Here is a 24,703-nt window from a genome sequence, read left to right as displayed (position 1 = left end):
TGCTTACGGCAGTGGGTAATCAGTAATGACCCTGAAGTCGATTGGGCTCGCGTGCGAATAAGGCGAATCAGCAACCATAATCAAATAGCGATGGTGCTCCGAGTGTTGCCACTTATTCGTATACAGCGGCTCGACGCCTTCAGGACTGTTGATGACAAACGCCACTGGATACTCGACATTGTCAGTGAAGGGCTGCGGCAGGACGGAAGTTTGCTGAGAGTTTAGCGTCAGCACAATATCTCCCATGCGCGCTTTCAGGTTTTTACTGGTTAGATTATAAAATCGATAGCTGCCAACCGGATACTTCGAAAAACTGTCTTCAATACAGGCGATGCGGTAATTGGCGCCATTTTGAATGAAGAAAAAAAGCGGCTGCTCCACTCCGGGACTCACCCCAACCTGAGCCGCTGGCATGTAAATCGTTTCTCCATCTTGCCCCTTCGCTTTGCGGTAGAACACAACCGGATTTGCCCCCACATAATCCACCTCGCCACTGCGCTTCATATTGTGAATTTTTAATGGAATGTATTCACCTCCGGACTTCACATACAGTTCTTCCTGAATCGGACGCTGCCAGCTAATGCAACGAAACTCCGTGTTCAGTAGCTCCGCATCCTGCGCTCTGCCTTCAGCCACGACGAACATGGCCAAACCAAGAAACGTCAGTAAAATCCTCATACCTCTATATATCATTTTCAGTTAACCAGCGAAAGCCAGTCACCACAAAACGGCGGCCAAAACTTTGGTTCTCACTAGTCAGATTATCAATATCATCCCAAGGCTCGTTTTGCGCTGCATTCACATAATCTGAAACACGCTGAACCTTAACTTCGCACCAAGCCTTTGCGTTCACATCACCGGTTAAAGGGTCCGACACTTCACCATATGAACGAATAATGAAAGTATCGGAACGAGCGGACAAATATGGCGCTAACGGAGTAAGCACATCGGCCTGCGTTAACCATCCAGGGATGCCGGCAGCCGTGTTATCGAGCGTATTTTCATCCAAGAAATCACTGGAAACATCAAAGCCTTCGTAGGCATCGATTCCATGATCTTCGATGGACCCGTTCAGATTTGCCGCATCAATTGCTGACGCCAGTGCGCCGCTTCGTTGCTGATTCGCATCAGGAGATAATGGACGTCGGTTGACGAAATCCGCCAAACTTAAAAAAGGTCCACGCGCCTTCACCTCATCAACCATTGCATTAGCAAGCGCATCAATTTGAGTCTCATTCAGCTCAATGGGAGCATACCAGTCATCTTCAGTTATCGCAGCAGAGGCCACCCCAGAATTGGGTAAAGCATAGCGCGAATATAATACGTTACTAGCAGTAGCCGTATTGATTGAATTGCCATCAAAATAATCAAACTGCCGGCCTAAATGAGCACTGAGAAAAGCTTTCCAGGCAGTAACCGAAGTGGAATTTACGTTGAAGCTACCTTCAGGGGCCCAGTATGCCGCGGTTTTTCGGTAAGCGTCATCAGTCAAGAGTTCGGTAACGATATCCGCTGGCTCATCCTCAAGACCCGTCAGCGTAAAGCGACGATTGGGCAATTGAAACTCATCATCATTGGTTTGGTAAGCTTCCAATTCATTTTGCAAGCGCTCAGCGACATCTGCCTCGTCTGTATACGGCGCCAAGCTCGAAAAGTAAAACGAGTCAAAGAGCGCTTCGTTACTAAAATAGGATATATCGTAGAGCGAAGGTTTGAGTTGCCAATCTCCCACCGCTTCTTGCAAGTCATCGTCGTCAGTCGCAAAATAAGGTGAGGCCTGCGCATTGCCGATCGCATTGCGCGGCAAATAAGCCGAACGCGAGATATTGGCGTGCTGCATGGAACCCAGGGACCACAGCGGGGTCGTCGGAGTTTCCTGCAGAACTGTCTTCGACGAGCCATCAGATACTGAATAACTATAGCCGAAGTATGTGTTCTCCTTCGCGCCATTGAGGGTGATCTCTGGCTTTATTTCGTGATAAGTTCCGCTAAGAGGTTTCACGTAAAGCTGATAACGGTCAGCAGTTTTTCCTCCCCCCTGAAAAGCCGACCCAAGTATGCCGAATGGGTTGGTGTTGCCGAGCATTTCCATCGGGCTTCCCTGAACCGAATTCGCGGGGTTTAGGCTGATTTCCAATGCCATAAATGGATAGACACCATTGGAAAAATGAATGTCAGCAGGCGTAATTTCTAATCCGCGTATCCCACTGTCAAAAGCATCCTGAATGTCTGACGGATGACTGTAAGAAGCACCAATAGAGCGTAACTCATAATCGTCGGATTCACGGTCGCCGCCCTCTGCAATGCTGGCAATATCCGTCAAAAGATAATCAGCCAAACCCGTCCCTTTTTTCGTGCTATTCAAGCGAATCAATTTCTTGTTGTAGAGGCGGTTACCATTATCAGCTACCCAGAATACGTCGTTGATCGTGATCGGGTAGTTGCCAGCAGCATTGGTCGAGTGAGGAAACTCATAGGGAATATTGTCAATCTCAGCCGCTTGCCCTTGATAGGTGTAGCGCTTGGCGGTGTCTGGCTTCCGATACAAGAGCAGCCCCCCATCCGTGTGCCAGCCTTCTTCAAGGAAGAGAGCTTCACCTTGTGTAATGACATCCCCCAAATGCATTTTATCTGACGCGCTAAAAATACGCTGCTCCCCTGGCTCAAGCACGATCGGGTTATTGCCGTCTGGAGGATCGCCTATCATGAATTCAAAGTAGCTAAAGTCATCATTGCGCAGGCTACCATCGGCATTGTGGTTTTGAATAGAGGCGCCGAGCATCATGCCAAGAGTAGCCAAATAGCCTCGGCTTGCTGTTGTGCTATTCAACTCCTCAGGCCAAGAAATATCGAAGGCCAAGAATGGCTTATCCAGAACGACCTTGTAGGCGTTAAAAGAAATTTTGACGTTATACGGATTCCAAACAACCGCCACCGGTTGAATCATCACAGCCGCGATATCGCCAGATCCCGTGGACTCCAAACTCCAGTTATTGCTGCCACTGGACGTAGGCACGCCATTCTCATCCCGATGAATGCGCAACACATCATCGAGGCTGACACGCGCAAAGCTAAAGATAAGGTAGATACGCACGGCTACAGGAGCCACTTCATGCGCGGTCAAGCGGGGCACGTCGACTTCCGAAGCCCAATCCGGCGGCTTCACCCGGGTATTCACGAAATTGTTCCCAGCCAGAGGCTTCCCATTATCACGCCCATTCATGACGTTAACATAGCCGGAGAAACGACCATCAGCGCCAGCGCCATTGACCGCATTGAAATCGATCGTGTTAGGGCGATAGGCGCGTGCGGCAATCTGTGGATCGCCTTCAGCATTATCAATGTCTTTATAGAGCCGATAATAACTCCGCAGGAAGTGCCAGGTAGGCCCTCTCAGATAGGCAGTATCTGGTGTCTCTACCGTCGCTTCCTTTTTAAATAAATAGCTCACTTGAGTTTCAGTATACGCATCTATGTAGCTGTCCCCATCGGTTGGTGGATCATCACTGCGACCCGATGGCGTCCCGCCATAAGGGGTCAATGCGAATTGCTCATCATCCATTTCAAAGAGTAAACTCAGGTCTTTTTTCAAGCCGCCATTGCGAACATCTGTCTGCAAGCCCATGGAGCCTACACTAAAATCATGATAGTTCGCCTGTAGAAATTGATTCCATTGCTGCATGTCGCTGCTATCGGCGATTAATTGCGCATCCGGGAATTCAGATATGCGCCAACGTTTTTCGGCGACACTTAAATCCGTCAGTGGGTATGCGCTCCACTCCTCGAATGCTTGCAAACCAACTTTCTCCGGAGCCATTAAATCTAACCGGGATTGAAAATCGACAAGCTCATCATCGCCAACTCCGGTAGCGGAGAGGTAACGTTCATCAACAAGATTCATTGGGGCCTTCGTCGCCTCATCGGCAATCCAGTAGGCATAGGCGTTTCCAGCGTCTGCTGCAGTACCTAGGTATACCTTGGGAGCCACGATGACATCTTCTGCATTGTTGGCGCCGACCGTCCGAGGCCCTGCCAGTAAAGCCAAACCCGGATCGACTGGCTGTAGTTGGCTATCGAGATCGATGGTGATATCCGGCGACAAGCCAACGTAATTATCCAGTCCTGAAACCAACCACGCTAAATGCTCAGCATTGGGATCCTGCACCCAGTCCATGGCGTGCTCATCACCGTCTTGCTTGTCGGCGGCATTCCACACGCCAACCCAATTTCGACGCGGATCACTGTCTGCAAAAACCGGCTGAGTCGGATCATCCGCAAATTTAAATAGCAAACCAGGCGCCGAAACTCGCTGATCTGGCCCCAACTCTCTCTGCAGTTGGCCAATCGCAACGCTCAGGCCGAGTAGAGCGTTTTGACGCGCCATGTTTTCGGTATTCATGGCTGCGGTGGTCGCCAACTGAACTCGCGTCAAAGTAGATATGCTGAGCAGCAACAGCACAATGAAGCCCATCAGCATAATCGCAATGATCAGGGTAAACGCCTGACGCTTCATCATGTTCAGGGGCACTTTGCTTTGTGTATTTCGAAGGGGCTGCATGATCTCAAAAAATGGGGGGTAACTTACATCAACAAGCCGAGGCGCAACTGCCGGAATTTTATACTTCGAAAGCTTAAGCTTTCCAGTCAAACTTCGCAAACGTCAATTCGCTCCCGACGCCCTGAAGTGGTATGATTATTTGGAGTCCGCATCATTAGAACGAATCATCTGGATTCGATAATCAGCGCGGTCCAAGTAATATAGATTGACCGAACTGGGAGTGGTCGGATCCCCATCACACCAGAACGCATAGAAGTCATCCTGCGCATTGACCGGTCTGCGCACATAAGAATGGTTGCGCAAACTGTTCTCAGTAATCGCCTTAACCAGCTTCCAATTCCTTCCCTGATCAACGCTTTCCCAGACCTCAATTTCCCCACCTTGTCCCCACTGCTGAGGGCCAGTGCCCGTCGGGGCGATGATTCGCCAAAGGTCACCTTCGACATAGAGTGAACCCATGTCGTAATTGTGCGTCGACTGCGTCACCACGCTAAACTCCCAGTCTTTCCCCGTCCAGTGAGCCACTTCCCAATTTCGCGGCGCCCCAGCGGGACCTGCCTGATGACTGGAGCTGGTCAAAATCAATATAATCGGCCTGCCCTGTTCATCGAAATTCAAATCCTTCATGTAGACCAAACGGTCATCCTGAGAGTAGTTTCGCACCCGGGCAGGATGATCCTCTTGCTCGATCGGCAGTGAGATCGTTTGGCCATCCACGGTTTGCCAAGTCGCACCCATATCCGCTGTTTCGACGTAATACAAATCCGTCCGCAAATCGCAATCGCCTCCCGGGTGACGATTAAACGTAGTTGCCAAACGATTTCCGCAAACATCACTGAGCTGATAATGCCCTCCAATTCCAGCAAGCTTTACATCCTTCGACCAGTTTCGACCATCAACACTGCAATTAAAGTAAAGCTCCCGCAGACCTGTGTATTTGGTAAAGAAATGAAAGAACCCCTGCCCGCGAATCCAAATCGGCTGAGGGTAAGTAAATTCGCGACAAGCAGTTTCTTCAAATTCAGAGATATCGTGCGGATAGCGAGAGCGATAGACGTAGCCTGGTCGACTCGCACCACGCCCAGAGACGAAAACCCATACGAAGCCATGTTCATCCAATGCAATCGAGGGGTTATCGTGCGGATCATCCACTCCATTTTTATCATGGACCAACGTAGGCGGGAGAAAGCCGCCCTGCGTGTGATCGAAGGCGCCAATCATGCACAGTAAGTAGCGTTCGCCAGCCGATGGCGCGCCCCCATAGACGAAAAATGTCTTCTTCGCCTCCGAAGAGTAAATGGCCAGTGGCCGATGCTTTGCCGTATATGTCGCCAAGCCGCCCGAATACTTTGATCCGTATTCGTTTGCCTGGCCTAAATCGTACCATATGCCGTTGTAGTCCGTACTAACGACAGTCATGGAATCCGTATCTGCTTTCATACTATTCTTCGTGGAGTAATGGTGCGTGGTGAACGCTAAGCGTCAGAAGAAATGCTTTGCTTCCTGATCTTTAAAAAGCTGGAAAAGGCTCATCAGGGTACTGCTTGTGCCACCAGCGCTGAAGCTGAACGCCTTCGTCTTCGATTAACCCTAAATAAAATAATGATTGCTCGCGCTTCGCGGCTTCGGCGGAACCAAGGAGTGAATTCAATCTCTCGATTGAAATGGCGCGATCATTGTCACGGGACTTGTCCTGCTCATGCTGCAATGAAGTAACCCAGGCTCGCTCAATGCCGATTCTCGGGTTTTCCAAAACCTCAATCATGCTACGTTTGACTTCGTCGTATTCAATATCGCCAACCATGTATGATTTGAAGTTTGTAGACCACGCGGACTTGACCGTTGGCGGCAGACCTTCTTTGCCAAAATCCATCGCAAACCATTGCGGAATGCCATGCGCATGAGGCGCAAAGGCTTTCACGACCTCCGGAGGCTTGGCGCCAACGATCACCGGTAAACGACCAGCCGATTCGTTGTATTTTTCGTTGATTCGGTGAGACGTCAGGAACTTGAGAAAATCGAGCGCCCAGTCAAAGTGTTTGGTTTGCTTGTTAATCGCAAAAGGCACCTGTCCCTTCGTTTCTGCCTCGGAGATCCGCATGGTCACGAATTCCGACCAGCGTTCATCTTCGCCCGGCAATGGCTTTAGCGCAATCTCCACATTAAAACGGTCTTCCGGATTATCACGCTCTGCGATGCCGCCATAAATACTCTGCACATCCCACGCGCCCGTCGTAATGATCGCCGCTTGTCCCAGCACAAAGCGGCGCTGCGCCTGCTCACGGTCCATCCCTAGAAATCCATTCGGATAGAATGTCGCAATCAGTTTGGCGAATTCAAAGTATGCCCGTATGGAAGGCGCATCGAAGTCCCATTTTCCATCCGTATAACCTGACAAGACTTCCATCGAATGAAGCTTGGTGCCTGGCTCAAAATCCAGTTCCTTCCAATAATTGGACAAGAACTCACGCTCGTATTGGCGCATGATTAGATTACCAAAATAGCGACTGCCAGCAATAGGGCTCAGGTATCGCAAGCCCTCTGCATCGGCATAAACCTGAATTGCGCGGCAGTAGAGAATGAACTGCCCCATCGTCTGCGGAACGGAATCGTTGCCCAGCCACTCTAGTCCAGATGCTTCGGATAAATACCCATCCGGATTATCTGGAGTGCGCCACAATTGCGCCAGCCATTCCGGCATTGGTTCCAACTGCGATTGTTTGAAAGCGAATACTTTCACTTTCTCCAAAATATCGAGATTGTAAATGACCCGAAATCCTCCCCATGTCGAAATAGGAATTGCGTAATAATCGCTGAGCATTTCTTCGTATCCACCCTGTAAGTCGTCAAAAAAAGTTTCCTTCCAGGGAGTCGTCTCAAGATACTGTGACTCCTCATCCGATAATCCCTCTCTTTGATACTCGGGCGCGTTATACGGATTCGGCTCATTCACATAGCTGCCGATAGGCGTGTAGAACTTCGCCAACGCATTGCCTTTCACCAATTCGCTGCCCCCCTTGATTGCGATATCCGGCGCGGTCCCGCTGATCAAATGGACGTTCATAAACTGGTTAAACATCCGTTGGGGTATCGGCGCTTGGAGTATCTTGATGTTTTGCTCTTTTACGTGGGGCAATGCCTCGTATTCATCAATCGCCGCTTGCAGGCTTTCACGCACGCCAGGTTCGAGAAGCCAGTGGGCGATGCGAATAATCTTCTGACCGCTGTCCTCCGATTCACTGGAATTCAATCCGTGCGATACATAAAGAAAGCGCCCTGCGCTGAATACATATGCAGCGATCAGAATGGCGACTCCGATCCAATTGCTATTTATCTTCTTCATATCACGTTTTCTGCGGATGCTACCTCAGTGCCTCCGCGTCACTTAGATCAGGAAAAACACGGTCAATCTCGGGATGCTCACTCACCAGTTTGTCGGCGCGCTGCTCCGCCACGGTTCCATAAATGCTACGGGGGAAATCATGCACAATTCGTCGGTAAAGCTCCACGGCCAGCTGATACTCTCCCGCATCTTCAGCCAATAAAGCAAATTGCCAAAGCGACATATCTTCGTCCACCGGACGCGGCAAACCAGCACGAACCGCACGTTCATACGCCTGTAGTCCGTTGGCGGGATCGTCCAAATAGAAGGCGTATAATTGAGCGAGGTATTGGCTCAAAATCCCTACCCACGGACCAGTGGGATCCCGACCGATCTCAGCTTCCAACGAAGCAACCGCCTCCTCTACCTGATCACGCTCAAACGTCTGCGCTTTGCTTTGAGCCAGGTAAAGCGTAGCGCGAGTGGACCACTCTGTGCCCGGGAATTGACTGCGCACTTGCTCGTAATAGCCTCTCGCTGAATCAACGTCAGCAGGATCATCAATGTAGTCTGACACCTCCGCCAAGCGCCCCAGGTCCAACAAAGCGCTAGCGGCGTATGCAGATTCCGGTTTCGTCTCAACAACCTGCCTAAAAAGCGCTTCGGCCTGCTTCAGCGACTCGCCCGTGGGCGGCGCCTTATGCCAAGTCGCCACCCCTAAACTATAAGTAGCCAGAGCCCATTTATCCTGATCGGGAGTCAACAACGGCTGGGCATGCGAAAGCAAATGATAGCCTTCCTCAAAATTGAAAATCGACAGGTACTGAATGCCTTTATCGACCTGCTCCTCCGCTGTCCCTTCGAAACGGCTATCACCAGAACAGCCAACAACCAGCAGCGCTAAGCACACGCCCGCGAACCAGTTGGTCGTCTTAAAAAAAAGGGATGAAGCTACTCTAGGCACTTGGTCTAAAATCAAAAAATTCCTCACTCAATGAATAACAAATATTACGGGCCAGAGCCAGGAAATTGCCAAGCTCTGACTCGCAATTAATAGATCACTTCAGTGTTGAAGACTGCCGAACAGATCATTCTGCCGCCGTTACACTTAATTTTAGAAATAAAGGAGCCTCATTCGTAATTGGCTCTAAGGATTGCAGAATGACTGTTTCAGAGCCATCGCCATGGTCAACCGGCTCTCCAGATAATTCGAAATATCCGCTGCCGCTAGCCCAACTGGAGGCGCCCAAACTCGAGCTAACCAGAAGCTGATAAACAACGCCCCCGACAGAGTAACCATCGACGTCGTCTCCAGCGCCACCAGCCAGACGCCGGTAGGCAAATGCAAAATAACGCTGCCCATCATCCTCGACCGTCACGACCTCAATTGGCTTTTCCCGGGCGCCTGAGGTGGGGTCCGTCATCAAGGCATACTCCAGCAAATTGATGACACCATCTCCATCAGCGTCCGCCAGCATTCCCTGCTCAGCAGCATCAACTCCGCTCAAGTACTCCGTTAACCAACTCTCATAGCCTTCGTAATCAGGCTCTGGGACTTCCGCCAAATATTCGACTTCGAGCTGGCTTAACGCGCGACTGTAAATACGCACCTCGTCAATATCGCCCATAAAGCCGTTCCCATAGTTTGTATTGAGAATGCCCAGCGTGATGGGGCAATCCAGATTTGGAACACTGGTAACATCAAAAGCGCCAGAGTAGATGGCTACGCCGTCCAAATACAGCCACGTATTGTCGCCTGATTCGATGCTTCCATCAAAAACCAACGCTAGATGCCGCCATTCAGTGGATGCCTCTAGAAAATAGTCGGTGTCATCGCGCGCGCTGCCAACATCGATGTAGAGTTCGCCCCGGGCATAAGAGAAAATGCCAAACGCTTTCTGCGTGGACGCCGTCCCTGCCCGCTTTGAGATAATGCCGCGCGGTTGATCATCCACCGACTCGGGACGAATCCACATAGAAACGCTCATAGCCTCGCCGCTGTATTCGTCGCGATGGGGAATTTCGATCCAGTCGTTGTCGCCCGCTAATTGAACTCCCCCTTCAGAAACGCCATCCTGAATTCTCGTGGCATCGCCTGCTAAGGCGCCATCGGCCAACCCCTGTGTGTCAAATACGCTCGATCCTGATTCCTCATCTAACTTCCAGTATGACAACAGACCAATGCCAAGATCCCCCAATGGCTCTGCCGTTGTGACGCTCGTCTGCGCTACGGCTGACTGTCCCACTTCATTCTCTGCTAAAACCCAGAAATAATAAGTTGTGCTCGCACTTAACCCCTCGATAAAGCAGCTCGTCGAATCTGCAGGCAAAGTGATCTGTGGATCAGCAGGTTGAGAATCTGACACGCTATAGTAGACAAGGTAACCTTCTTCATTGTCCGCGAGATCGTCCCAGGATAAGGTCAATGCAGTCGCTCCGACTCCCGTCGCTTGAAGAGATCCTGGAGAAGCTGGAGGCTGCAATTCCAAGGTGGTGAAGGAAATGCTAGCTGGCTCTGATTCCCCGGTGGAATTGAATGCCGTCAGCCAGAATGTGTATTCGGTATCCGGCATTAATCCACTGGCAATGAACGTCGTTTCCGCACTGCCCAGCGAAGCACTTGGCTCACTCGGCATAATGCCATCCGTCGACCAGTATAAATGATAACCAGCCACAACCCCATCAACTGCGTCCCAGATAAGCGCAGCGCCACCTGAGGTTATCGTATCCGTCGAAAAGCCAATGGGAGCTTCCGGCAAATCCACCGGCGTGGCTGCCTCCAGCACTTGCATTTCGTAGATTCGCGCTTCGTGCTCGAACTCAGGCAGGTCCATACGGTTGGCCCGTTGCACATTCACGCGCACATATCGCATCGCTGTTTCTACAAACTTATGCTGCCGGTTAAATTCGTAGTTGTCATCTTCATCAGCGAGTAAAGTCCAGGTTTCTCCATCCAGGCTGCATTCGACTTCATAGGCCGCAATCGTCTGGTTGAGCGTATACCATGTCCCGGTGCTTGTGTCAGTGAAGTCACCATCAATCTCAAACCATCCATCGGGATTGCTCGAACTGGAGCTATTCACCTTACGCACTGTATAGGGGCCGCCATCATAGCCGTCCGTATCTTTAACCCAAATTTGATGAGCGGGAATAGACCCGGAGCCAGAGCGTCTCGCATGATCTGGCGCATAGATGCGTATGCGACCAGAGGTAGAAGAAGCTTCGACCGAGTCTATGGCGCCCGAGGGAGATACGGGCTGCAGAGAGGAGCTAGTCGATGAGCCAAAACGCAAATAGATTTGGTCCACATTTCTCACGGCGCCCAGGTCCAGCATCACCCACTTATTGTTGTAGTCGTCCGTATCCGAGGCCCAAAAAGTACTTTGATTACTCTTTACTCTGCCAGCATCGTAAGAGCCCATTACATCGCCAGCCGTGGCGACGACCTGCGCATCGGTTGCAAAATTCGTTCGGATGACTGGCCCCGACTCCTGCAATGTGTGCTGCAAAAACCACTGATAAAGGTTTGGGTCATGGTAGTAATTGCCTGTGTTGTACGGACGGCTCGATGAATGCCCAACGCCAGCATACATCGTTACCAGATGATCCGCTTCGGGTAAGCGTTCACGCAACTCTCGATTCGACACCAGGATACGCTCTGGCGTATGCTCTGTGGTGTCACTCAAACCACTAAATGCCCAGATCGCCACACGGTGGTTGGCAATGGTGTCATAGCTGCTCGATACGTTGTTCCAACCACATACGGGAGCCGCAGCAGCAAAACGATTTGGCTCGTTTGCAGATTCGCCCAACACGCGCCAAACGCCTGTTCCTCCAAAGCTAAATCCCGTCAAATAGACACGCGTGGAATCAATGCGCACGCTCTCCGAAACTTCGTCTAATAAACCCACAACATCTGACGCATTCCAATGCCCTCGATTGCTGCGAATCTGCGGTGAAATAATAATGAAGTATTCGGTTTCACCGTCAATCTCGGCGCTCATCGGGTAGCCATCTCTCACTAAACGCGGCGGGATAGCGCTGGCGTTTTCCAAAGAGCTCAACTCATCCGTCGTGCCATAAGAGCTCGGCTGGCAACGCTCACCATAACCATGTAAATAAATGATGGTCGGATAGTATTTGTCCGGATTTTCATCATACTCATCGGGCACATGCAGCAGGTAAGGCATACCGCCATCGACCGACGAGACCAGATACTGGTTTTCCGCATGAGCGATTTTCTCCGTCGTCAACAGCATCCCAAGCAGACCGAGAACTAAAGCGATTTGTTTTCTCATAATTCGAAAAAGAGGTGTGGCGGAGCCCTAGCACCCCAGCAGGACTCCGCCACGATTCTACATCAGCAAGCGTTACTACACATTATTTTCCGTAGATAACGATTTCATTGAAGTTTGCGCCTCCCGTGCGAGTGATGCGCAAATACTGCGTTTGGGTGGTCTCTGCATTGTAGACGTATTCCCACCAGGAGTTGTAGCCCGTCATTTGGCTCTCCGTTAACAAGGTCCAGTTGCCTGGCGTCCCGATTTCCATCGTCAGCGGACCGGAATTCGATGCATCGTAGAGGTAGATGCGATCAATGCTGCGAACCTGCCCCAGGTCAATATAGGCGCTATTGGAGCCACTGCCAGGCGACCAGCGAGTCGACGGCGAGCCGCCATTATCTTCGCGTGGGTCTCCGGACAAGGCCTGCTCGTCCACCATCATGGTCGCATCGCCCAGACCTGATTCGTTAGTCACCATCGCTGGCGTCAACGTCAGCTTTTGAGTCAGCTCGAAGTCAGGTTCAGTGTGATCAATCATGACAATGACCGGGCATTCGCTGACATCCACCGAAACACTGCCATTGTTAATCGTGAGTGGTGTCTTAACGCCGTCTGGATCACCATCCGTCAGGGTAACGAGGTCAGCGGTGGTGGGAGCCCCCTGCAATTGCAAGGTATAGCCATTCACCTCCACCTGGTCGGTCGTCGGGCACCACAGAGCGTAAGCCTTGATCTCGTCATTGCCGTCCTTAAAGCGGTAAATCCACACATCGTCATTGCCCGAATCTTGAATGGCTTCAAAGCGCAAACCCTTCAAGCGGTTCTTTAGCGTGTAAACATACCACCACGATGGCTTTGGCTGATAGCCACTCCATTCATCCGACGTCAAACCGCAGGTGCCATACAGGCCGGTTGAAGCAGAGTTGTCGTCCGCCAGACTGTAGACCATTGCACGATCCACACCGCCAGCCGCCATGATCAGGAAGCTACGCACAATCCACTGCGCCTGCACCTCTTCGGCTGTAAACGTGCCAATCGCGGGAGCATGCTGAGGCGAAGTTCCGGCCGTATCGTAGCCAAACTCAGACACCCACAACTCAACACCGGGCAGGTAGCGATCACAGTAGTCACGGAAGACCAACAGCTTTTCACGCAAGTTGTCTTCCTCGGGGCAAATGCCCTGCGCATTCACATGCTGTTCGCCGTCGCGGTCGTTGCTGTAGTGATGCAAATTGATCACATCCCAGGCCGGCTCTCCGTCTATGCGATTGTGGTCACACCAGAACTTCATGGCTTTGATGTAATCGAGGTCCATCTTTACGATGCCGCCCATGACATGCTGCGCATTTGGATCAGCGTTCCACACGCCCTTGTCCGAACCCAACGCGCCTTGGTGTCCATCGGCGTCAGCGCTGGACATGGCGGCGTATTCATAGGGCGTGAAGTATTCCTGGCGCCCATCCCACCAGCGGTTTTGCTCATTCCAATTCTCGTAGTAAGTCACATAATCCAAGCCTGAGTAGCGGGGATTGCTCGCACGCAACTTCAGCAGATTATCCGCAACTGGCTGACTGCCATAACGGGCCACCGTTTGAAACATGTGGTCGGCATGCTCGATATAGGATGCTGGCTCATCGAAAGGACGACCGGAATTCTCCAGCACAGGTTTCACTGCACTGCTCTCGCCAGTGAGCCAGTACACCGAATCCTGAATCGTCATTACCATGTCCAGCCCGACGGTCGCATAACGGGCGTAGATGTTATCGTAATTTCCGTTTGTCCAGGCCGGCGCAAAGCCATTTTCATTATTTGGATAGCCCGGATAGCTCGCATTGCCATGCCCCTCGCAATAGCTCCAATTGCGGTATTGCCGGACGAAGCCCACTGCCTCCAAGCGGTGTAAGGCGTCACGCCCTTGAGCATTCACTCCCAGAAACTGATCGAACGTTGGGAACTGATGCGCTGTCGGTTCCGGCTCAGCTTCACGGGTTCCCATTGGCGAGCCATAAACCAAAATTTCAAACGGCGTCGCCGCCCCTGAATTAACCGATACCTGCAGGTATCGAGTGTTGATATCCACCGGATAAATTTTCCAGGAATTGTAAGAGCCCTGGTTATCGGTGAACAACTCGGTCCAATTAAAGGGAGTGCCGTAGGAAACGGTCATATCGTCAATCCCATTGGCGTCATAGAAAGCCACATGCGTCACCTGGTGATCTGCTCCAAGGTCAATGATCGCTTTCAGTGGATAATACCAGGATGCCGGAATGTCATATTTGGAAGACGGCGAATTGGCGTTCGGTAGGTCATTAACCGGATCTCCAACCAGTTCTTGTTCATCGACAAAGGCCTCCATATTCGTGGCGGCAGTCTCATCAATGATCATCGATGCATCCAAATAAAGCTTCTGACTGACCGAGCCCTCATCAGTTACCTGAGCAACAGCCGTCGCATCCAAGGCAGTATCATAGATGCGCACATCGTCCATGAAACCGGCAAAGGAATGCCCATAGTTGGCGTTCAAGGTCCCGATGCAAAGAGATGCGGTGGTATCGGCAATTTCCGTTGCGTTTGGTTGCGCCTCAAACTCAAGCGCGCCATCAATGTATAACTTCAAGCGGCCTTGCGACAAGCTACTATCAAAGACCACCGCCATATGATGCCAGCGATGAAGGTCTTCGACCACATAACCCGTGGCGAATCGTTCGTAGCCAATATCGATGTAGAGCTGATTCCCATTCCAAATAAAGATGCTGAACGCACGCTGTTGACTAGCGCTTAGGCGTTTCGAAATCAAGCCGCGAGGCTCGGTGTCCAGCGTTCGCGGGCTAAACCAACAGGCCAGCGTTAAGGCATCTCCGCCAAACTCAGCAGCATCGTTGGCTTCAATCCAATCATCGGTTCCGTCAAAAAGCGCCGCACCGCCCTGCTTGCCGCTTTGCGTCCACTCAACGTCACCATAAAGAACGGCGTCATTCAGGTTGGCCGAATCATAAGCCACGACGCCAAGGCCTTCATTTAGATTCCACTGAGCCACTAAACCAGGGGCAGTCGGCGCGGTTGAAACCAAACGTATGGCGTCCGCAATGACGTAGCCACTGGTCCCAGATGTATCGATGAAGACATTGCCCGCCGAACCAGCGGCAAAATCGTAGGAGCCCAAAGGCACCCACTGGCCACCGGCAACCGTTTGGTCTATGTAGAACGAATCAGAGCCGTTCGCATGATTCACCGTGACAGGCAGATTGGTCGGTCGGTTTGAATATGCCGCCCAACGCAAGAAAACTTCATAGTGCCCAGCAGTGGTAATCTCTGGAGAAAAGGTAAAGGTCGTTTGGCCTTTGCCCGAGTTATTATCATGCAGATAATCAGAACCGTAGTAGCCTGCGGTATAACTGGATAAATACCAAACGCCGCTCGATGAGGTATGCGCAGTATCGGTATTATCCACAATGATTTCTACAGCCGTCGCCTGGGCGCCGATCAATAGGCCGCCAGCAAGCAACAACGTGGGGGTATAATCACGGAGTATTCTTAGCATATGGATTAGGGGGTTCGAGGTGAATTCAAGCGCAACAGACTCGACTGGGAGTTCTGCCATCATGAATTAGGAAAAAGAAAACGTAAATGTGAACATTCACAATTTTATCGTCACTATCTGAATTAAAAGAACAAGAGCTACGAGAAACAACAAACCGATCAGTCAACGAGAAAAACAATAACACCTACCATAAATAGGCGTTTATGCTATAAATCTCCAAACCAAAGGCGTTTTCAAGCTCAAATACGCAACGAGAGTCTAAAATGTGAACATTTCCATTTTATACCCAAAATCAGATCACAGCAACACTCTTAATCATATCACAAATCCACCTTAACCAAGGCAGGAAATGCCTATACACGTGCAATCTACAAACACGTACAGCCGAAACCCCGAGGTTAGAGCAGTGATAAAAAACTACGACTTACGCTTAAATGGCCGATCGATAGAACGACGCACAATTAAGTCAGTTTTTAAGTCCACAACAGTCGGCGCCAACTCAGGATTCAACCGCTTCTGATCAAGCAGAGAAATTGCTTCCCTTGCTAAAACTTTCCGGTCGTAACTAATTGAGCTAAGCCCCATTAAGCGCGCCTCAGGTATATCATCATTTCCAATGAGCGACAGGTGCTTAGGAATCGTCAGCCCATCATTATGCACTCCAATCCAAATGCCCGAGGCAATGATGTCATTAAAGGCAAGCACCGCCGTTGGCGGATCAGGCAATGCTTTAAAATAGTCCCACGCCGCAACCCCCGCCTCACGGTTGTTGCCACCAAAGACCATCAAGGATTCATCCAGCTTTAGACCTTCCGCCTTCAGTTCCTTCTTATAGGCCTTGATTGGATTAGCATACATGGCGCCGCTATCTTCAATGCCAACATAACCGATTCGCACATGCCCTAGTCCGATCAGGTGACGCATCCCCAGGCAAAACGATTCCAAGCTATTCTTCCGAATCACCGGAAGCCCTTCGGGCGCATGATACAGGACCAGGAATGGAAAGCGCCGGGCAATCAGGTTTCGATAAAGATCCTGATTTTCATTCCAGGAGACTACATCGGAAATAACGCCATCGGCTTCTCCCGCCGCCCAATGCCGCAAAAAAGCCGACTCGACCTTGGGGTCATAATGCGTCAGCCCAAGGATCAAATGCGTCCCCCGGCTTCGCGCCTCAGCGTCAATGCACTCCACCAACTCCGCATACTCCGGGTTTTCTAAATGCGGCAACAGCAAGCCCCACCGATAGGTGCGCTGCGAGCGAATCATACGCGCGCCGGGGTGCAGGGCAAAGCCCAACTCGTTCGCCACCTTCAGTATCTTCTCCCGCGTCTCGGGCTTAATCGATGCCTCCGGCTTGAAGGCGCGCGAAATAGTTCCCCGCGAAAAACCCGTAATCCGTTCCAAGTCGATAATTGTCGGGCGCTTCACGTGAGGCGCTAAGTGACTTGGCTTATCTTGGAGTTTCTTTTTGGGCATTCGGGAATAACTTCGACCAACAGATTTTTAAAACAGTTCAATATAAGCGAACCACGATCGGCGATACAACGTCCAATCAGTAAAATTTAAAGCAAAAGTGATCCACTTTAGGCAATCTTAAGAATAAAATCCTAGACAACGCATCCCAGACAATAAGATAGCCAGATGTGATCGCCAATACTTCAACCGACATCGACCCATCCTGCCGACTCATCCTGCCGGGCATGCACCCCGATCCGACCATTTGCCGCGTGGGCGATCAATACTTTCTGGCCACCAGCACCTTCGGGCTCTTTCCAGGCATTCCTCTGTACAGAAGCTCAGATTTACGAGACTGGCAATTCGTACGGCACATCATTTCCCGGCCTCAGCAATTACCATTTAAGCCCGAGCACGACATCACCAGCGCCGGCATGTTCGCCCCAACGCTGCGCCATGACGGAAAACGCTTCTACCTCATTTGCACCAACATCGGCAACGGCGGCCATTTCATCGTCTTCGCCGATAACCCGGCTGACGAATGGTCGGACCCAGTCTGGATCGATGCAGACCATCAGGGAGGAATTGATCCCTCCATCACTTTTCTGCAGAGCGGCGAGGCGCTCTTGCAATCCACACCAAGCGAATTACACGGCGAGGCCAGAGGCATCCACCAATTTGAAATCGATCCTCAAACCGGCCAAGGGCTATCACCGCGACAGCATATTTCCACCGGCTACGGCTGGAAATGCGTCGAAGGGCCGCATCTATTTCAGCGAGATGAATTCTGGTATCTGCTTACCGCCGAAGGTGGCACCGAAGCCAACCACCGCGTTGCGATCGGGCGCTCTGAATCACCATGGGGCCCGTGGGAAAGCTGCCCGCACAACCCGATTCTCACCAACGCTGGCTTCGACTCTCCAATCCAAAACATTGGCCATGCCGACTTTTTCGCAGATCCCCAGGACAACTGGTGGGTCGTCTTCCTCGGCGTGCGCACCGTTGGCTACCCCACGGTTCACATCACCGGACGGGAAACGTTTATCGCGCCGGTGAACTGGAGCCATGGCTGGCCGATCGTGAACAATGGCAATCCAATTCAACTCGCCGACACCCAATACTCCAACGACTCACCTCAGCCGTGGACGGACAACTTTACTTCCGCCAAACTTAGTCCCCACTGGGTAACCCTCGGGTGCTCATACCAGACGGTTTATCGCCTGGATGGCGAAGCTGGCTTAGCGCTAACCGCCACCTCAAGCAGCCTGAGCACAGCAGGCCGACAAGCCTTTATCGGAACTCGCCTCAACACGCTCAACGGCTTTTTTGAATGCGATCTCAGCATCACCGATCAAAGCGAAAGTGAAGCCGGACTTGCCGTGCTGATGAATAGAACGGGCTACTACTCTCTGGGAATTGAGCGCAATAGCCAGGGCGCTATACAAGCAGTTTTTAAGCGGCGCGTTCTCGACATGGAAACCATCAAGACGCTCCAACTGGCGCCCGCAAAGCGGTATCGAATCCGCGTAGAACTCAATCCGGACAACGAATTCGTTTTTTCCATCCTAGATCAAAACGAAGCATGGATAACGCTAGGCAGTGGAGCCGCACGCCTGCTGTCCACTGAGGTCATTGGCGGCTTCACCGGTCTCCTTGTCGGCCCCTACTGCATTAGTCGCGAGTCCGGCGCCGAAGCTCGGGTATTCAGTTTTTCCGCAAAACCTGAGTAGTCATTATTTTACCTGAAAGCTCCCCCCGAGCGTGGCCATGCAACTGCCGCCAATCCAAACCTGAAATTCACCCGGCTCGACAACTCTTTTATTCTCCGCGCCAACAAAAGACAACTCGTCGAAGCCGAGTGAAAACTCGACAATAGCCGACTCGCCAGCAGCAAGGGAGATGCGCTTAAAGCCTTTTAATTCCTTGATTGGTCGCGTCGTGCTGGAAACCAGATCTCGGATATAGCACTGCACGATTTCATCGCCCTGCCGTGACCCCTTATTACTCACGCGCACACGCGCGACGACTGACTCGTTTGGCGCAATCACTTTGCGATCCAAAGTAAACTCCGAGTAATCGAATTCGGTGTAGCTTAAGCCAAACCCGAATCGATACAAAGGCGGTCCCTCAACATCCTGGTAGCGCGAGTCGTCGCCATAGTAATCATCCACTGGGCGGCACGTATTTTTATGGTTGTAGTATATCGGCGTCTGTCCCGTTGCGCGTGGGAATGAAATCGGCAACTTGCCACTGGGATTCGCACGGCCAAAGACCAGATCCGCAATCGCCGAACCGCCCTCTGTTCCCGGATGCCAAGCCCAGAGAATCGCATCTACCATTGGTTCAATTTTCGTTAACACCAACGGTCTTCCCGAACAGACAATCAGAACGATTTTTTTGCCGATCGCATGGATCGCGGCGATCAATGCTTCCTGACCCGGCGGCAAGGATAAGTCCGCGATATTCGCATTCTCTCCATTGCGCAAATGATCTTCCCCCACCACAAGGACCACCGTTTCGCAACGCCGCGCCATACGCAAATGCGTATCCGTGGGCGCGGCCGAAGGCTCCGTCCGAATACTGGGCGCCATAGCCTGAAACGCCTCCAGGATACTTACCGTATCCTCAGCACGGCCATCCAAAGTCCAGTTGCCGAGGAGTTCGCGTTTGCGATCCACCAAGGGTCCCAACAGCGCTGTGCTTTCGCAGTTGCCCGCATCCAACGGCAGCACACCGCCCTTATTTTTCAACAACACCGCAGACTGCGTCGCCAACTCGCGTGCACAGTCCCGATGCTCAGGCAGCAAGTGAACTTCTTTAAACAAACCATTGGGCGTATAAGGTCGCTCAAACAAACCGATCCTGAACTTCGCCCTTAAGATACGACTGACCGCGCGATCCAATGTATCCAGCGACACGGCGCCGCCCTCGATCAACTCCTTCAAGTAGCCCGAGTAACAGCAATCCACCATCTCCATATCGACGCCTGCCTGCAAGCCCTTGGCCGCAGCATCGCGGAAATCCGCAGAGGTTCCGTGCTTCACCGTATCTTTAATCGAATCCCAGTCACTGATAACGAACCCTTCAAAGCCCCACTCCTGCCGCAGTACTTCATCCAGCAAGAAACCGTTCGTCGAGCAAGGCTGACCATTGAGGTCATTGAACGCGCACATCACCGTGCCAACGCCTTCATCCACTGCGGCCTGAAATGGCGGCAAGTAGACATTCCGCAAGGTGTTCTCAGAAATCTCAACCGTGTTATAATCGCGCCCTCCTTCAACCGCTCCGTATCCAACAAAATGCTTGGCGCAGGCAAGTATGCGCTCTGGGTCGGCCAGGTTGTCTCCCTGAAATCCACGCACCATAGCGCGGCCTAGCTGACTGCATAACCAGGCGTCTTCGCCACAACCTTCGATCACCCGGCCCCAGCGCGAATCACGAGCAATGTCCAACATGGGCGCAAAAGTCCAATGCACATAATCAGCCGCCGCCTCTTTCGCGGCAATGGATGATGCGCGCTCCACCAAGTCAGGATTCCAACTTGCAGCCTGGCCCAATGGTATAGGAAAAATGGTTAAATGTCCATGAATGACATCACGCCCATATATCAGCGGAATGCCCAGGCGGGACTCTTCTACGGCAACGCGCTGGCACTCGTTCAACGAGTCAAAACCCATCGCTTGCTGATCATCACTGCCGGCGTGCCAGGAAGTCGCCAGAATGCGCGACCCCACTTTCCCATCGCGAATCATCGGGATCAATTTGGCGTCATCTTCCGCCAAGCCAAAGACTTGATTCAACTGGCCGATTTTCTCATCTAGCGTCATTTGACCAAGTAAATCATTTACACGTTCTTCAATCGGCAATTCAGGATTCTGGTAGGGCTTCATAGGTCGGTTATCCGGCAAGTAATATTGTATAGATTGCTGAGCTGACGATGCATCTCGCTGAACAAATCGCTCAAGGTAAATGCAATGCCCGGCGCAAATAACTGATCTACTAATTACCGAAAAATTGATAGATCACTTTAGGTCCGCAGGAGCCGCTAAACACTTTTCAGCAAGCGTGATTAAGAGCACACTTAGCGATAACATCAGGCAGTGTTTTGATCGAGCTTTCCTATGCTCGCAATGGGCGCGCTCCGATCCCGAACCTCCCTGCATACCCAATACCTATCATCAATTAGCATCATGAAACCTAAGCGTCTAAGACAAACCGCGACTTACCTCGTTGGCCTGATGATCGCCACGAGCGCACAGGCGCAAAGTCGTGTATTCCCATCCAATTCAAAGATCGCGAGCCCAGAGGCCAATCAACAGCAAATGCTGCTTTCCGCACTTGAGCTGGATGACCTCGAATCCAAAGAATTCAGCGCCGGAGTCCGCGTCCGCATAGAGCCGAGTGACGAGACAGCCGTCCGCAGCGGCAATTGCGCCTTGAAACTTTCAGCAGACATGGCGCGCATCGACCATCCTGCAATGGCGCGCGTGCTAACCAACCCGGTAGGCCAAATCGATTCGCTTGGCCTGTGGGTCAGCGTAGATTCGGATTCCAATGCAAAAAGAGTCGGGCTCATTCTGGAAGACGCCAATGGCGAGCAATTCTCGAGCATGGTCAACGCCGATTGGCAAAGCTGGGAGTGGGTTGAGCTTGGCATTGATTCCTTTCAGCCAATCTCACCCAAGGACGGCAATATCGACCAACCGCTCAAGCGTATTTTCATAGCGTGGGAGGCAGCTCAGCCCGGCAATAGCATGATCGAGGTCGACGCCTTGACCGCCCTCGCGAGTGAGGTTCACTCGAAATCAAAATTCAAAGTAACGAACATCACACCGCCTTGGGGTGAGCCAGGAACACCATTCACCGGCGCCTTAGTGGTTCATAATTTTCAGGACGAGGAGATGCAGATTCAATTCTCATCGTCACTGCAGACCAACCCGCAATATCTGCAACCCTCCGCGCCCGACCCGATCTACGGCACAGACATTTCCCAAGGCAAAACGAGTTGGGTGGTGTTTCAAGACCAGCGCATCGATGACCTCACTCTAACCGACGGCGAGGACGACACGCTCTACCAACCAACGATGCCCAAGGAGGGACTTCCGGAAATCTTCCAAGTCATCGACCTTGGTCAAGCGACCACCATCACCGGCCTCGAACTCAAGCCGGGCGACGGAAATTGGATTCGAAAAGTTGACATCGCGGCATCAACAGACGGCAAGCATTACGAGGATATTGCAGAGCTTCAAAACATCGACCTCGAGAAAAATTGGAACTTTGTAAACATCGATGTCCCCACCCCATTTCAAGCACGGCTGATCCGCATTCGCCATCACGACAAAGGGGAAAACTTGCCCGGGCTTTTCCGCGCGCTCGCAGCCTCTAAAGTCTATAACGGCGTAGCCGATGAGGCCGTTGAAATTCCAACCGTTGGGGAACTGGTTCAATCAGACGAAGTTTCTGTCAGCATCCCTGCGCGATCCTTCAAGATCGTTAAATTCAAGCCCACCGACGCTCTTCAACCAAACGCCTACCAGTTTGGCTACACTTATGATGGAACCGACGGCCTAAAGATCATCAAGCTTTCAGACTATTTCGTGATGCCAGAAGGATCGGTTAAAATTCGCCCCGAATCGCGCTTTGGCATCAACACCAACAGCCCTCATTTCGTTCCCAAAATTACGCGCATCGGCTTTGGCTGGGTTCGGTTCGAAAACATGAAGTGGCCCTTCTACAATCCCGCGCCCGATGACTTCCGTTTCGATGGCAGCGTCGCCCCGTGGAATGTGCCCTTCGATGAATACTACACGCAGTATAATGAAGCAGGGCTTTCCATTTTGCCTTACATCTTTGAATCTCCCAAATGGGCGACATCCGCTCCGGATAAAGTCACCAAAAACCGCCGTCGCTACCCGCCAACCAATTACGCTGATTACGGCAAAGCCATTTTCCAAGCGGTCGCTCGATATGGCTCCAACCATGTAAGCGACAGCGAACTGCTTTCCAATGACAAGCGCGCAGGCTTGGACTTCATCAAAACCTATGAGCTGTGGAATGAGCCAAACCTAAACGCAGCAAGTTGGGGATTTTTCGTAGGCGAGCTTGAAGAGTTTTATGAGCTCTACCGCGTCGGCGCTGAGGCGCTGAAGAAAGCCGACCCACAGGCGCAAACCAGTAATGGCGGATGGGCCGGCATCAGCATGGACTTCATCGGCACCATGGAATCCTATCACTACGAAGACGGCAAAACGCCGCTCGATTTCACCGACGTCCTGAGCGTGCATTTCTACACCGGCAAACAAGACCCGGAAACCGCAACTCGTGACCCCAACGCCAACCGCTCCGGCAAAAGCGAAGTCGGCTCCAAGATCATCGAGGAGTACCTCATCGACCTTTCGGACTGGCGAAATCAGTGCAAACCCGACATGCCAATTTGGGTCACCGAAATGGGTTACGATGTCGGCGGCCCAATCGGTCGCACCGAACGCCACCAAGGCGCCAAGCTCCCGCGGGCAACCATGATGGCGCTCGCCAATGGGATCGAGAAAGTCATGCTCTACCGCATCGCAGGTTCGACTCCCTCACACCATGGAGGCGCCGGGCTGATTCGCAACGACGGTTCACTACGCGCATCGTTCTTCACCATGGCGAATTTAATACGCCAACTTGATGATGTAACCGATCCCTATGCGCCGCGCCTGCACACCGGAGACGCTAATCTCTGGCTATACTACTGGCGCAAACCAAGCGGCAACATGCTCAGCGCTCACGTGCCCAGTGGCGAGGCGAAGCTCGGGCTCGACTTGGGGCCATGCGTCGTCACCAATGCATTTGGCGGCAAGAGCCAGGTCAACGTAACCAAAGACTTCGTCGTTGGCGAGTATCCGGTTTACATCAGCCAGATATCCAATCAGCAGGTCATCGACGGCTTACTCAACCAGGCCATCGCACAAGAAGTCGCGCGTCGCAAAAAGTTGGAATTCCTGGCCCAAACCTCACCCTACCTGTTCGACTTCGGCTCGCATGAAGACATCGGCAGCATGAAGGTTGGCAAGATCCGCACCTTCACCACGGTCACGAAGCAGGATCTCTATGACAGCGAAAAGGGCCATGGCTTTCTCGACAAAGTCTCGGGCAAAGACATCAACGCTGGCTGGGTTAAGAGCATGCTCGACAAGGACTCCATCCAGCTCCACCGCTCAGCAACCTTCCAGGTAGACGCCGCCCCCGGCCAGTATCTATTCCAATTCAAAGGCTCCAGATACCGCGACAACCAACACCTGATCATTTCGGGCGGTCAGGAAGGCGCAATCGACGTCCCCATTCCATCGGAAACAGATGCGCCCACTGAGCCACTGAAGGTCACGGTGCTACAAGGGCAACCGCTCAAAATCGAGCTGCCGGCAGCCAATGCACAATGGCTAACCCTCACCCCCGTCTACACCAATTGACGCCAATACCTTAACGCTGATACTGAGGCCGTCCTGATTTGGGGCGGCCTCTATCTTCTCTTGCCGGAGCCAGCGAAAGCTCATAACCTG

Annotated in this window: 11 protein-coding genes; 2 read left to right on the top strand and 9 right to left on the bottom strand. The window is 51.9% G+C overall.

Translation table 11 applies throughout. The features are described from left to right. Positions 1-3: 3 nt before the first annotated feature. From RBB63_RS17525 to RBB63_RS17490, 8 genes are all read right to left on the bottom strand, one after another. Positions 4-678: a hypothetical protein gene (locus RBB63_RS17525; RefSeq protein ID WP_309386290.1), complete on the bottom strand. Its 675-nt coding sequence runs from the start codon at positions 676-678 to the stop codon at positions 4-6. A 4-nt stretch (positions 679-682) separates the two neighbouring features. Continuing rightward, positions 683-4,174, bottom strand: a complete 3,492-nt coding sequence (locus RBB63_RS17520) for a hypothetical protein (protein WP_309386289.1) — start codon at positions 4,172-4,174, stop codon at positions 683-685. 519 nt (positions 4,175-4,693) lie between these two features. After that, positions 4,694-5,998, bottom strand: a complete 1,305-nt coding sequence (locus tag RBB63_RS17515; protein ID WP_309386288.1) for a BNR-4 repeat-containing protein — start codon at positions 5,996-5,998, stop codon at positions 4,694-4,696. A gap of 70 nt (positions 5,999-6,068) precedes the next feature. After that, entirely contained in the window at positions 6,069-7,901 is a 1,833-nt protein-coding gene (locus RBB63_RS17510) for an ABC transporter substrate-binding protein (protein ID WP_309386287.1), read from the bottom strand. A gap of 19 nt (positions 7,902-7,920) precedes the next feature. Then, positions 7,921-8,790, bottom strand: a complete 870-nt coding sequence (locus tag RBB63_RS17505) for a tetratricopeptide repeat protein (RefSeq protein ID WP_309386286.1) — start codon at positions 8,788-8,790, stop codon at positions 7,921-7,923. 178 nt (positions 8,791-8,968) lie between these two features. Beyond that, a complete protein-coding gene (locus RBB63_RS17500) occupies positions 8,969-12,178 on the bottom strand; it encodes a fibronectin type III domain-containing protein (RefSeq protein ID WP_309386285.1) in 3,210 nt (1,069 codons plus the stop codon). Positions 12,179-12,260: 82 nt separating this feature from the next. Further along, positions 12,261-15,704, bottom strand: a complete 3,444-nt coding sequence (locus RBB63_RS17495; protein ID WP_309386284.1) for a golvesin C-terminal-like domain-containing protein — start codon at positions 15,702-15,704, stop codon at positions 12,261-12,263. Positions 15,705-16,121: 417 nt separating this feature from the next. After that, on the bottom strand, positions 16,122-17,183 hold the full coding sequence (locus RBB63_RS17490; protein ID WP_309386283.1) for a LacI family DNA-binding transcriptional regulator: 1,062 nt from the start codon (positions 17,181-17,183) through the stop codon (positions 16,122-16,124). 167 nt (positions 17,184-17,350) lie between these two features. Here RBB63_RS17490 and RBB63_RS17485 point away from each other — a divergent pair, with 167 nt between their 5' ends. Further along, the gene (locus RBB63_RS17485) at positions 17,351-18,892 is read left to right on the top strand and encodes a glycoside hydrolase family 43 protein (RefSeq protein WP_309386282.1); all 1,542 of its coding nucleotides are present in this window, start codon (positions 17,351-17,353) and stop codon (positions 18,890-18,892) included. Between the two features lie 3 nt (positions 18,893-18,895). Here the strand turns inward: RBB63_RS17485 and RBB63_RS17480 are convergent, their stop codons facing one another. Continuing rightward, positions 18,896-21,052, bottom strand: a complete 2,157-nt coding sequence (locus RBB63_RS17480; RefSeq protein WP_309386281.1) for a glycoside hydrolase family 3 N-terminal domain-containing protein — start codon at positions 21,050-21,052, stop codon at positions 18,896-18,898. Positions 21,053-21,352: 300 nt separating this feature from the next. Between RBB63_RS17480 and RBB63_RS17475 the strand changes: the two genes are divergently transcribed. Continuing rightward, positions 21,353-24,613 (top strand): discoidin domain-containing protein, encoded by a 3,261-nt coding sequence (locus RBB63_RS17475; RefSeq protein WP_309386280.1) that lies wholly within the window; start codon positions 21,353-21,355, stop codon positions 24,611-24,613. The last annotated feature ends 90 nt before the right edge of the window (positions 24,614-24,703 follow it).

Origin of the sequence: Cerasicoccus frondis, from assembly GCA_031296915.1 — a bacterium.
GTDB lineage: Bacteria > Verrucomicrobiota > Verrucomicrobiia > Opitutales > Cerasicoccaceae > Cerasicoccus > Cerasicoccus frondis.
Note: the sequence above shows the minus strand (reverse complement) of the source record. Positions and strands in the feature narration are given on the sequence as shown.